Below are 12251 nucleotides of genomic sequence, written 5' to 3' on the forward strand. Positions count from 1 at the left end.
TCCATCCTATCTGTGGAGAATGACGAGCGATCATCCGAGCGCAGGTGCAGGTGCCATCGAGCCTCCGGGCCTGAGGCGGCGCGGCGACTGGATCGCCGTGGCCGACGACGCGATCCCCTTCGAGCGCATTGAAGCCTTCTTCGCCGGACGCGCCTACGAACCGCATCGGCATGATACCTATGCCGTCGGCCAGACGCTTTCGGGCGTTCAAAGTTTTCGTTATCGCGGCGCCGAGCGCACCAGCCTGCCCGGTACGACGATGGTGCTGCATCCGGACGAATTGCATGACGGCCAAGCCGGTGCCGAGGACGGATTCCGCTACCGGATGATCTATATCGAGCCAGCCGCTGTCCAGGGAGTCCTGGGCGGCCGGCCGCTGCCCTACATCAAGGGAGGCCTTTCATCCGACCCGCGCCTCTTCGCTGCCGTCCATGCCCTGTTGCCGGCGACGGATACCCGGATCGATGTCCTGGAGTTCGAGGACGGCCTCTTCGAACTTGCCCATGCGCTCGAAGCCGCGGCCGGTGGTCCTGGCAAGGTTGGCGGGGCGCTCGACTATCGCGCGGCGGAGCGCGCGCGCCTTTATCTTCATGACCTGCCCGAAGGCACCACAACGCTGGAGAAGCTCGAGGCGATCAGCGGCCGCGACCGTTGGGGCCTCAGCCGCGACTTCCGCCGGCTGTTCGGGACGAGTCCTTATCGATATCTCGTGCAACGGCGCCTCGAGGCGGTGAAGGCCGGCCTCCGGCGAGGCGTCCCGACGGCACAAGCCGCGCTCGATGCCGGATTTGCCGATCAGGCGCATATGAGCCGTCATTTCAAGAAGGCTTTTGGCGTCTCGCCGGGCCGATGGCTGCGCATGGCGGGGCCTCTGCCGCCGATTGAATCCCGCACGATCGTTCAAGATCCGGTCGCTTGAACTGCTGTATTCCGGGCTGAAGACAGCTTGAGGAAGCAGCCATGAACCCATCCAGCCGGAACTACGCCTCGATCAATTTTGCCGAGAAGCTCGGGATGTTCACCGATCAGTGGCAGCCGCGCGTGATCGCCGAGCTCAACGACTACCAATTCAAGATCGTCCGGATCGAGGGCGATTTCATCTGGCACGATCACCCGGAAACCGATGAGGCCTTCATCGTTCTGGAGGGGACGCTTCGGATCGATTTTCGCGACGGCTCGGTCTCGATCGGTCCGGGTGAAATGTACGTCGTGCCGAAGGGCGTCGAGCACAAACCCTATGCGGAAGAGGAAGTGAAGATGCTGCTCATCGAGCCGACCGGCACGCTGAACACCGGACAGGCAGGCGGCGAACGCACCGCTGCGAATGACGTGTGGATCTGATGCGATGGTCAGCGAACTCGCACTTCTCGCGCTTGGGGCCTTGCCGATGATGGGCAGTCCCGGGCCGGCGACGCTGAGCCTCGCCGGCATGGGCGCCGCCCATGGCGTCGCGCGGAGCCTGCGTTATGCCGCCGGCATCAATCTCGGCACCGTTACTGTCGTTTTGCTGATAGCAACCGGCGTCACCGCCGTGTTCCTCGGCCTGCCGGGCATGAAGACGGCGGTTGCGGTTCTTGCCGCCGCCTATATGCTTTATCTGACCTGGCACATCGCCACCGCGCCGCCGGTCGCGGCGGACGAAGGGCGATCGACAGTGCCTTCGTTCCTCGGCGGGTTCGTTCTCGCGATCGCCAATCCGAAGGCCTATGCGGGGATCGGCGCCGTCTATGCCGGCAGTCTGATCGAATCAGGGCAGCAGCCTGCGGCGATTGCCAAGATTCTGGTTCTGGCCTTCGTCGCGATCGCCGTGAATACCACCTGGCTCGCCTTCGGCGCTGCCATCGCCGCCACACTGCGCGATCCAAGGAAGGCACGCATCGCCAACCTCATCTTCGCCGGTCTCCTGTTGATCTCTGTTGTCGTAGCATTCCTCAGATAGAGCCTCGCCCTTGAAGAAGCAGCGGCCGGCCGTCTATGAAGACCGATGACCGCCAAGATCCTCGTCAGCGCCTGTCTCATGGGCCATGCGGTGCGCTATGATGGTGCCGCCAAACCGCTGTGCCATCCGGCGATCGACCGTTGGCGCGCGGAAGGTCGGCTCGTGACCCTCTGTCCCGAGATGTCGGCGGGCATGCCGGTTCCGCGGCCGCCGGCAGAGATCGAAATGGGCGGGACCGGTGCGAACGTCCTTTCCGGTCTGGGACGCGTCCTTGAAAAGACCGGCGGCGACGTAACCGATGCGTTTCGCCGTGGCGCCGAAAACGCTCTCGCGCTCGCACGCGCGGCGAACTGTCGCTTCGCATTGCTGATTGACGGTAGCCCGTCCTGCGGCTCCAGCTTCGTGTATGACGGGAGCTTCAACGGCGAGCGCGTCAAAGGCGAGGGGGTGACCGCCGCGCTTCTTCGCCAGAACGGCATCGAGGTTTTCTCCGACCGCGAAGTCGAGCAGCTGGTGGAGAGGCTTGCCGGCGAGGATGCCCTATAAAAGATTACGCCCCTGCTTCTCTCAGGGGCGCAACCTCTCGCCATTGCAGCGAAACGCCCGTCAGCCTTGAGTATCCGGCCGATGGGGCAGGGAACTTCATTTATATGGTGCTAATCTAATCTAAGTTCGAAGCCCGACGGATCAAATTCCTGTGAACGGCTGCCGCCGTCCATCGACGCGCTCACCGGTTCGGCGCGCGCCACGATCGCGACCGCGGCGGTCTTCGCCGTCCGGTCGACGGCCGCCACCGCGGCGATCGAGGTGGCGGCCGCGCCCGTCGGTGCCGGATCTGCCTTCATGGCCGCGGCCTTGATGACGTCCTCCGAGGCCTTGTTGACGAAGACGACCGGCGATCCTCCGAGCCAGGCTTCGGTACGGACCGACTTCATTTCGCCATCGATTTCCTTGAGTTCGAGCTTGGCGGTACCGGGTGCCAGCTCGGGCACGACATAGGAAACCTTCTTTTTGGGCTGCAGTGGCGGGCACTGGGAGCAGGAAATCGTCGCGACGCTGGAATTGACCGCCGTTCCGGACGTCACGTCCTCGACCGACGACGCTGTCGCTGTGCCGGCGGCAAGTGTCAAGGCGGCGGTGATCAGCAGGGAACGCATCGGTTTCTCCTCGAAAGTATCGAGGAGGAGAATATGAGGCTTCCCTTACCTTCCCGTCAGGAGAATTGGTAAAAATTGAATGATGCCGCGATTGCGGGCGTTTACGCCTTCTCGCGCGAGACCGCACGCCACCCGATGTCGCGGCGGTAGAAGCCGTTCTCCCAGGAAACGGCGTTTACGCCTGCATAGGCGGCATCCTTGGCGTCGCTGACGGTCCGCCCCATGGCCGTGACGTTCAGCACACGGCCTCCGGTGGCGACGAGGCGGCCATCCTTGAGTGCCGTCCCGGCATGAAACACCTTGGTCGTGGCGGACGCCTCGGGCAGGGCCGCGATCGGCGTGTTCTTCTCATAGCTTCCCGGATAGCCGCGCGAAGCCATCACCACCGTTAGCGCCGCGTCGTCGTGCCATTCTATCTGCATGCCGTCGAGCGTGCCCGTCGCTGCGGCGTAGAGCAGCGGCAGCAGGTCGCTCTTCATGCGCATCATCAGGACCTGGCATTCCGGATCGCCGAAACGGACATTGTATTCGATGAGTTCGGGTCCCTTCGCCGTGATCATCAGGCCGGCGAAGAAAACACCCGTGAACGGATGTCCGCTTTCGGCCATGCCGCGCACCGTCGGCTCGATGATCTCCTTCATCGTCCGCTCGACCAGCTCGGCAGTCATCACCGGGGCCGGCGAATAGGCACCCATCCCGCCGGTGTTCGGTCCCGTATCGCCGTCGCCGACGCGCTTGTGGTCCTGCGCCGAGGCGAGCGGCAGCACGGTCTTGCCGTCCGAGAGGCAGAAGAAGCTCGCTTCCTCGCCGTCGAGAAACGCCTCGACGACAACCTCGGCCCCGGCGGCGCCGAAGGCGCCGGCGAAACATTCGTCGACGGCGGCGAGCGCCTCGTCGAGCGTCATCGCGACCGTGACGCCCTTGCCGGCAGCGAGCCCATCCGCCTTGATGACGATCGGGGCGCCCTGTTCGCGGATATAGGCCTTGGCCGGCTCGCCTTCGGCAAAGCGCCTATAGGCTCCTGTCGGGATTGCGTATCTGGCGCAAAGATCCTTGGTAAAGCCTTTGGAACCTTCGAGCTGGGCGGCAGCGGCGGAGGGACCGAAGACGGCAATGTCGGCGGCGCGGAGTACGTCCGCGAGGCCGGCAACCAAGGGGGCCTCCGGGCCGACCACGACGAAATCGATCACCTTCTCGCGGCAGAAGTCGACGACAGCTGCATGGTTGTCGATGTCGAGCGCGACGATCGTCGCCTCTTCGGCAATGCCGGGATTGCCCGGTGCCGCGTAGAGCGCGGTAAGCTGCGGCGACTGCGCGATCTTCCACGCCAGCGCGTGTTCGCGTCCGCCCGAACCGATCAGAAGAACCTTCATTGCCATCCCTGCCGTCAGCGCATTGATGCGCTGCGGTTAGGACGTTGGGCGGGGCAAGGTCAAGGAAAAACCGGCCCCGCGATCAAGATTCACCGGCGCGCCTCGCGGCCCGAGCTCCGACGTGCGCTGCCGGACTGCTCGTCGGCGGGCCGGCCCTTGACGTGCTGCGCCGTCCGGGTCAGCGCCCAGATGGCCAGATCGTCGAGCGAGAGCGGCTTGCTGATCAGATAGCCTTGGAAGCGGTCGCAGCCGGCTGCCGTCAGCATGGCGAGCTTTTCCGGCGTATCGACGCCTTCGCCGATCACTGCCATGTCCTTGGCATGGCAGAGTGCGATCACCGCCTTGAGCACGGAAAGGGAGTGCGAGGCCGTGAGGTTGGTGACGAGCGCCCGGTCGAGTTTGATCGTGTCCGCGGCGTAGTCGATGATCTGCTGGATCGAGGTATAGCCGGCACCGAAGTCGTCGATCGACAGGCGGAAGCCTTTGTGGCGCAGTTCCTCGATGTTCTGCCGAAGCTGGTCGCTGATCTTGACGGCGAACGTTTCGGTAAGCTCGATGTCGATCGATCGCGGTTCGAGCCGATGGAGGGTCGCGCAGTCCGACAGGTAGTCGCCGAGGGCGCGCGAATGCAGCTCCGCCGAGGAAATGTTGATCGCCAGCACCGTATCTTGTCCGAAAAGGGCCTTCAACTGGCGGCAGTCGGACATCGCCTTGTCGATGACCCACCAGTCGATCTTGGTGAAAAGACCGGAGCTTTCGGCGATCGGGACGAATTCGTCCGGCGTCACGGGGCCGAGAACGGGCGAATTCCAGCGCAACAGGGCCTCGCAGCCGGTGACCTGGCCGCGCACGTTGACGATCGGCATGTAGACCAGGCGGAATTGCTCGTCAGGATCGAGTCCCCGCAGTTCCTCCTGGATCTGGCGCAGCCGCGTCCGCTTGTCGTGGAGCGCACGCGAGAAACGAGAGGAGCGATTCCTGCCGCCGGATTTCGCCTGGTACATGGCGGCATCGGCATTGGAGATCAGTTCGGCGATGTTCGTCGCGTCATCCGGGCAGATCGCCACGCCGATGCTTGCAGTCACCGGATAGCGCTTGCCGGAAACTTCGAAGCCGCCATCGAAAAGGGCGAGGATTGCATCCGAGATTTCGCGGACGGTGCCTTTACCGGGGTTCGACCTCACCAGAACCGCAAATTCATCACCGGACAGGCGGGCGAGGACGGCAGGCTCCAGCTGTCTCCGCCGGGTGATCGTCTCCACCGTTTGCCCGATGCGCATCGCAAGCGTCCTGAGCAGGTCGTCGCCAACATCATGGCCGTGCTTGTCATTGACGAATTTGAAATTGTCGATGTCGATGAACAAGAGGCTGCACTTCTCGTCCGAAGCGATCACTTGCTCGACGACGCCGGCCGCCAGCGCGTTGAAGCGGCCGCGGTTGTTGATGCCGGTGAGGGTGTCGGCCCAGGAGCTTTGCTGCACCAGGCGCAGCGCATTGGCAGACTGGCCATGAAGCTCGCGGATGTTATGGGTCAAACGCCCGATCTCGCCCGCTTCGTCCATGTCCCGGATATCGTCACGCTGGCCGTTCATCACCGCCGTGACATCGGCGTCGAGGCTCGCGATCGGCCCGGTGATGAAACGCCTGATCAACAGCACGATCAGGAAAATGGAAATCAGGCTCATGGCGAGAGCGCCACAGGCAAGCAGCACCTTGCGGCGCAGCACTTGGGCCCCGAGATAGTCGTCCGGGACGACGATCGTCGCGTAAAGCTGCGTACCGAGGGGCGTGCTCGCCGAAAGCCTGTCGGTGACGGCGAGCGGCCATGGTTGGAGAACGAGATCGGCTCCGTACTCCTTCTTCAGTGCCGCCTGCATTGCGAGGAACCGGTCCGGCAGGACGGCTATCTGCATCAGCAGCGCATTGGTCTTGTTGCTCGGCATCGGCCGGGCGAAGGTGACCGGGTCGACGAAGAGGGAGTAGACGATCCGCGGCCGGTCGCCGGTCGGCTCGAGATAGGTTAAGTCGCTCAGCCGCTTGCCGGCGATCAGCTTTCTTGCAAGGTCGCGCTGGGGTTCGTCGATCTCGGCAAAGGGATCCCAGCTGTTCTCGAAATAGTATTCGGCTTCTTCTTTCGAGTTGAGGACCGCAAAGGAGATGTAGGCTATCGGATCCTCCGACAGCGACTTTATGCTTTCCTGCAGACGCGTGCCGTGTGCGGTGACGCGGTAGCGCTCATCGGCCTCGGCCACGAACTGGCGCAGGACGTTGCCGTTCAGCAGCGCGTTGAGGAAGCTCCTGCTGCGGTGAACCTCGTTCTGGAAAACCGCGGCCGCGTGCTCGAGCCGTTGGGAAAGCTTCGCCTTCTCCAGCGCCTGAATGGAGCGCTCCTGGGCGAAGTAGACCGACAGCGCCGCAAGCAGGTAGCCGAGAAGCACGACCGGAAAGATCAGATAGAGTGCACGCTTGCTGAGGGTCACTGAAAATTCGCCAATGTGCTGATGATGCGTCGGCGCGCCTGGACCGACTGGATCGAGAGTTCCTGCTGGTACTGGCTTTTTGCCAGGGTCGCGGCCGGCGGATAGATCTCCGGATCGGAGCGCATCGCTTCCGGTAGAAGCTTCAATGCCGCGCTGCTCGTGGTCGGCATCGTCAAGGCAACGGCGTTGGCCGCGGCGCCTTCCGGCGAACCGATGAAGTCGAGGAACTCCAAGGCGCGCTGTTTGTGGGGCGAACCTGCGATAACCGAAACGCAGTCGAGCCAGGAAAGCGTCCCTTCCCGGGGGACCGAATAGCGCCAGAGTCCCGGCTTGCCGACCTTGTCATTGAGGACGTGCTGGTCACCGCTGTAGCCGAGCGCCATATGGATCTCTTTGCCGGTCGCCCCGTCCTGGATGGCGGTGATGACATAGTCGTAGGTCAGCACGGCCGGCGCCTGCGCCTTCAGAAGATCGAAGGCGGCCTTCAAGGTTCCTGTTTCGCTGGCATTGATGGATGTGCCGAGCAGCATCAGCGGCGGCACGAAGAGTTCGGTATGGTCGTCGAACATCGCGATGTGCTTCTTGAGCGACACTGACGGCCGCATCATGTCCTGCCAGGAGGTCGGCGCCCGCGCGATGATATCGGACCGATAGAGAATGCCGACCGTTCCGGAGAAATAGGGCAGTCCGCGTCCGGCGCAGCGATCGCGCCACTTGGGCTCATAGTCGGCGAGCGTGGGCAAATTTGCCTCTTCAAGCGGCTCGAGAACGCCTTTCTTACCGAAAAGCTGCGCGCCGTTCTCATCGACGACGACGAGATCGATATTGTTGCTCGGATCGGCGAGAATCTCGTCGCGGGCGTCGTCGCTATCGAAATTGATCTGACGGATCGAGACGCCCGTCTCCTGCGTCCATCGGTCGATGAGGCCTTGGTCGATATAGGCTTCCCAGATCAGCAAGTTCAGCGTTTCGGCGCGGCTTGCGGCCGCGCAAAGCAACGTCGCCAGAAAGACGGATGTAGCCGCGCGCCTTCTCATTCCTTGCCCCTCGCCCTTCAACCCCCACTGGCAGACGGTAACCGGCAATAATTTAGGAATGCTTACGGGGCGGCGCGAGCCATGCACCGCTCCGTCATGAGAGGCTATCGCGACGGGATTTTCGGCAGGAACACGGTGAAGATGCCGAGCAGCGGCAGGTAGGAGCAGATCCTGTAGACGAATTCGATGCCATGGCTGTCGGCGAAGATGCCGAGCACCGCCGCACCCATGCCGCCGAAGCCGAAGGCAAAACCGAAGAAGACGCCGGCGATGAGCCCGACGCGGCCGGGAACGAGCTCCTGCGCGAAGACGACGATCGCAGAGAAGGCCGACGAGAAGACGAGGCCGATCACCACGCTGAGCACACCCGTCCAGAACAGGTTCGCGTAAGGAAGCATGAGCGCGAAGGGAATGACGCCGAGGATCGACAGCCAGATGACGAAGCGAGCGCCATAGCGGTCGCCAATCGGCCCGCCGAGGAAGGTCCCGGCCGCCGCGGATCCGAGGAAAAGGAACAGCATCAGTTGCGCCTGCTGCACGCTGGTGCCGAATTTTTCGATGACGAAGAAGGTGAAATAACTGGAGACGCTGGCGAGATAGACGTTCTTCGTCGCCGTCAGCAGGACGAGGATCGCGACCGTCCAGAGGACGCGGGCCTTGGGCAGCGGCAGGGTCCGGCTCGGCACGGCGCGGCTCATGGTCGAGCGGCGATGCCGCACGTACCAGGTGCTGACCCAGGACAGCACGAAGAAACCGGTAACGGCGACCACCGAGAACCAGCTTAGGCTGCCCTGGCCGAAGGGCAGGACGATGAAGGCGGCAAGGAGCGGGCCGAGCGCGCTGCCGGCGTTGCCGCCGACCTGGAATAGGGATTGCGCGAGCCCGTGGCGGCCGCCCGAGGCGAGCCGGGCGACGCGCGACGATTCGGGGTGGAAGATCGCCGAGCCGATGCCGATCAGGCTCGCCGCCAGCAGAAGCATCCAGAAGTGATCGGCATGGGCGAGAAGAAGGAGCCCCGAACAGGTCGACAGCATGGCGACCGGCAAGGTGTAGGGAAGGGCCCAGCGGTCGGTGACGATCCCGACGGCGGGCTGCAGCATCGACGCCGTGACCTGGAAGGTGAAGGTCAACAGGCCGATCTGCACGAAGTCGAGCGCGTAGTTCGCCTTGAGCAGCGGATAGAGCGCTGTCAGCAGCGATTGCATGATGTCGTTCAGCATGTGGCAGAAGCTGACGGCAAGAATGACGGAGAAGGCCGTCTTTTCCGGATTGATGCTACCAGCCGTGACCGAAGACATGAGGTGTTCCTTCCGAACGGCCCGCTTCGGAGCCTTTCATCCATCTGTAAACGCCTTGCCGCTGGCCTGCTTTTGTGATTTGGTCGATTTCTTTCGCGAGTGGGCCATATGGAGAGTTTCGACCGTCACTACCTGCCGGAACTGCCGGATGCAGATCACTTCAGAAATCTAGAGTGGATCGAGAAGGCGAATGCGCCCGTCCTGGCGATCGGACGGGATTATGGCTGCGGGCTGATCGTGCCGTGGCACAGCCATAGCCGGACCCAGCTCTGGTGGGCCCGCTCCGGCGTGGTCCTCGTGCACACGGCAGACGGGCGATGGATGATCCCGCCCGGCCATGCCCTGCTCATCCCTGCCGGAATGGAGCACTCGGCCGAGATGGTCAGCGACGTTCGCATGCATTCGATCTACATCGCGGCAATGAGTCGAGCGCGCCGGCCCCTGGTGCTGGAGGTGTCGGCGCTGGCCGGCAGCCTCATCGACGAACTCGTCCGTATCGAGAATGAAACGTCGTGCGATCGGCGCGAGCAGCTGATCATGGACCTGTTGCTCGAAGAGATCCCGCGCCTCGCAGAGCGTCCGCTTGGCCTCCCATTTCCACAGGAGCGCAGTCTCGCCGGCCTCTGCCGGAAATTCCTGGAGGCACCTTCCGCCAGTGCCAATATCGATCAATGGGCCGACAGCCTCGGTATCAGCCGGCGTTCCTTCACCCGGTTCTTCCGCCGTGAGACGGGCATCAGCTTCGTCACCTGGCGCCAGCAGGCCTGCATCTTCGCCTCGCTGCCGCGCATTGCCGATGGCGAGCCCATCACCACCGTCGCGCTTGATGCCGGCTACGAGAATGTGGCGGCCTTCACCACCATGTTCCGCCGCATGCTGGGTGCCCCGCCGAGCCTTTATCTGCGCGGTCGCGATGTCTGACTGAACGGATCATCGGGACGCTTGACCGGCTGGCTAAGCGGGGCCAAACAGGGACCATGAACAACTCATCCGTCGATTCCGGCCGCGTGCACGATGCACCGTCGAAGAACTGGGTCTACCGCGCGCTGCCGCAGGCGCTCTGGCCCTATGCGCAACTCGCCCGTTGGGACCGGCCGATCGGCTGGCAATTGCTGATGTGGCCATGCCTCTGGTCGGCCGCGCTGGCGGCGGGAACCGCGGCCGCACTCGGCAGCTTCTCCCCGGCTCGTTTCCTCTTCCATGTCTTTCTGTTCGTTGCCGGGGCCATCGCCATGCGCGGCGCCGGCTGCACCTATAACGACCTTGTCGATCACGAGATCGACATGGAGGTGGCGCGCACCCGTTCGCGGCCGCTGCCGTCCGGCCGGGTCACACGCGCGCAGGCGAAGGCCTTCATGGTGCTGCAGGCGCTGCTGGGTCTCGTCATCCTGCTGCAGTTCAACGCCTTTACCGTCTTCCTCGGCATCGTCTCGCTGGGCCTGGTCGCCGTCTATCCATTCGCCAAGCGCTTCACCGACTGGCCGCAATTCTTCCTGGGGCTGGCATTTTCCTGGGGTGCCATCATGGGCTGGTCGGCGGAATTCGGGTCGCTGTCCTTTGCCGCCATCCTCCTCTACGCCGCGGCAATCGCCTGGACGATCGGCTACGACACGATCTATGCCTACCAGGATCGGGAGGACGATGCCTTGATCGGTGTCCGTTCGACGGCACGCCGTTTCGGCGACAATCCGCGGCCTTGGTTGATCGGCCTTTACGGATTGACCGTACTTCTGATGTTTCTTGCATTCCTGGCGGCGGGCGCCGGCTTCTTCGCCCATCTCGGGCTTGTGGTGGCGGCTGTCATGCTCGGCTATCAGATCCTGGTGCTGAACATTCGCGACCCTGAGCAGTGCCTGGCGCTCTTCAAGTTCAACGGTGTCGTCGGATTGATCGTCTTCGCCGGGCTCGTGCTCGCGCTTCTCCTGCGCTTGATATGAAGAATCCTCCGGAGGATCCGGAGGATGCCGAGTTGAATTCGTGTGATGCGCGACTACAGCGCCGTCGTCCTTTAGGACGCACAAAGGTCGCTGTAAGTCTTTGAATCTACGCATCGAGCTTTCCGAAAATCGAGTCCGATTTTCGGGCCGATGCGCTAAGCCCAGCTCGGTTCGGCGTCGGCTTTGCGCCGTCTGACGCTATTGCGCCCACGCAAAGCGGCCCAAAGGGCGAAGAGGGGGGCGAGCAGGTGCTTGCGCATCGGTATCTCCTTCATTCGTTGCCTCGGCTATGAACCGCTTGTGGCAGGATGAAGGCGGGGCTGCTGTTTCCACCGTAACACCCACGGCGCCGGGTCCGCGTCGTGTCCGCGCAACAACAAAAACCGGCCGCAGGGATTGGCCGGCTTTTGCACTGGAGAACGATGTAGTGCGGCACGCGTCAGTGCCGGGCGATGATCTCGCGGCCGTCGATCTTCATATGCACACCGAGCGTGCCGGTGGAGCGGCGCACGAGGAAGCGTGGCCGGCGCTCGGCGAAGAAGGAGTGCCGCCGGCGCGGTTTTACCGGGGCGGTGCGGATTTCACCGAGATGTTCTTCGAGCGGCCGGGCAACGCCGTCCGCTTCGACCATCAGCATCGGGATGCGGTAGGCCTCCGCCCAGGCACGCCAGTCGGCCGCTATGTCGGAAAGATCGTGCGCAACGAGCAGCGGGATGCAAAGATCCGGATCGTCGTGATGGAGCTCCAGCGTCACAGTTACCTCTCCGTCGCCATGGTCGATGGCTCGCGCCGCCACGCCCTTGAATGCTCGCGCCGGCAAGGCGATCGAAAGGGGCAGGCCGCTGGATGGTAACACCTTGCGAAGGACAGCGCCACGCTGGTCGAGGCTGATGCTCACATTGCCCACATCGCCGCGCAGGACGTAGGACGCCTGTTGCGGAAAACGCTTCGGATCGAGCCGCAGCGTATTTCCGGCCCATGCCGGTTGAGAGAGTGTGTTGCGCATTTTTTATCGCCCTTGTTTTCCTTG

Annotated in this window: 12 protein-coding genes; 6 read left to right on the plus strand and 6 right to left on the minus strand. The window is 63.3% G+C overall.

Annotation, left to right across the window (positions count from 1 at the left end; translation table 11 throughout):
• Positions 1 to 19 precede the first annotated feature (19 nt).
• Genes RHIBR816_RS34560 through RHIBR816_RS0123125 form a run of 4 tightly spaced genes read left to right on the plus strand, consistent with a single transcriptional unit; the run spans position 20 to position 2485 of the window.
• A complete protein-coding gene (locus tag RHIBR816_RS34560) occupies positions 20 to 919 on the plus strand; it encodes an AraC family transcriptional regulator (protein WP_018238975.1) in 900 nt (299 codons plus the stop codon).
• A gap of 41 nt (positions 920 to 960) precedes the next feature.
• Entirely contained in the window at positions 961 to 1341 is a 381-nt protein-coding gene (locus RHIBR816_RS0123115) for a cupin domain-containing protein (protein WP_018238976.1), read from the plus strand.
• Positions 1342 to 1345: 4 nt separating this feature from the next.
• Positions 1346 to 1939 (plus strand): LysE family translocator, encoded by a 594-nt coding sequence (locus RHIBR816_RS0123120; protein WP_018238977.1) that lies wholly within the window; start codon positions 1346 to 1348, stop codon positions 1937 to 1939.
• Between the two features lie 45 nt (positions 1940 to 1984).
• Positions 1985 to 2485, plus strand: a complete 501-nt coding sequence (locus RHIBR816_RS0123125; protein ID WP_018238978.1) for a DUF523 domain-containing protein — start codon at positions 1985 to 1987, stop codon at positions 2483 to 2485.
• A gap of 110 nt (positions 2486 to 2595) precedes the next feature.
• Here RHIBR816_RS0123125 and RHIBR816_RS0123130 read toward each other — a convergent pair whose 3' ends face one another.
• The 5 genes from RHIBR816_RS0123130 to RHIBR816_RS0123150 all read right to left on the minus strand — a co-directional run bounded on the left by RHIBR816_RS0123130 (position 2596) and on the right by RHIBR816_RS0123150 (position 9284).
• Positions 2596 to 3096 (minus strand): plant virulence effector HPE1-like domain-containing protein, encoded by a 501-nt coding sequence (locus RHIBR816_RS0123130; protein ID WP_018238979.1) that lies wholly within the window; start codon positions 3094 to 3096, stop codon positions 2596 to 2598.
• A 101-nt stretch (positions 3097 to 3197) separates the two neighbouring features.
• Positions 3198 to 4469, minus strand: a complete 1272-nt coding sequence (gene purD / locus RHIBR816_RS0123135) for a phosphoribosylamine--glycine ligase (RefSeq protein ID WP_018238980.1) — start codon at positions 4467 to 4469, stop codon at positions 3198 to 3200.
• Between the two features lie 89 nt (positions 4470 to 4558).
• On the minus strand, positions 4559 to 6949 hold the full coding sequence (locus tag RHIBR816_RS0123140; protein WP_018238981.1) for a bifunctional diguanylate cyclase/phosphodiesterase: 2391 nt from the start codon (positions 6947 to 6949) through the stop codon (positions 4559 to 4561).
• Complete coding sequence (locus tag RHIBR816_RS0123145) at positions 6946 to 7986, minus strand: spermidine/putrescine ABC transporter substrate-binding protein (protein ID WP_026187339.1); 1041 nt, start codon at positions 7984 to 7986, stop codon at positions 6946 to 6948. Before RHIBR816_RS0123145 ends, RHIBR816_RS0123140 begins: the two co-directional genes overlap by 4 nt.
• 104 nt (positions 7987 to 8090) lie before the next feature.
• Positions 8091 to 9284 (minus strand): MFS transporter, encoded by a 1194-nt coding sequence (locus tag RHIBR816_RS0123150; RefSeq protein ID WP_018238983.1) that lies wholly within the window; start codon positions 9282 to 9284, stop codon positions 8091 to 8093.
• A 108-nt stretch (positions 9285 to 9392) separates the two neighbouring features.
• Between RHIBR816_RS0123150 and RHIBR816_RS0123155 the strand changes: the two genes are divergently transcribed.
• Both RHIBR816_RS0123155 and ubiA read left to right on the plus strand, forming a co-directional pair.
• The gene (locus RHIBR816_RS0123155; RefSeq protein WP_018238984.1) at positions 9393 to 10205 is read left to right on the plus strand and encodes a helix-turn-helix domain-containing protein; all 813 of its coding nucleotides are present in this window, start codon (positions 9393 to 9395) and stop codon (positions 10203 to 10205) included.
• Between the two features lie 56 nt (positions 10206 to 10261).
• On the plus strand, positions 10262 to 11221 hold the full coding sequence (gene ubiA / locus RHIBR816_RS0123160; RefSeq protein WP_018238985.1) for a 4-hydroxybenzoate octaprenyltransferase: 960 nt from the start codon (positions 10262 to 10264) through the stop codon (positions 11219 to 11221).
• Positions 11222 to 11660: 439 nt separating this feature from the next.
• On the opposite strand, the gene RHIBR816_RS0123165 is transcribed toward ubiA, so the two are convergent.
• Positions 11661 to 12227 (minus strand): DUF6101 family protein, encoded by a 567-nt coding sequence (locus RHIBR816_RS0123165; RefSeq protein WP_018238987.1) that lies wholly within the window; start codon positions 12225 to 12227, stop codon positions 11661 to 11663.
• Positions 12228 to 12251 lie beyond the last annotated feature (24 nt).

The sequence above is a fragment of the Ensifer sp. BR816 genome (assembly GCF_000378985.1).
GTDB lineage: Bacteria > Pseudomonadota > Alphaproteobacteria > Rhizobiales > Rhizobiaceae > Sinorhizobium.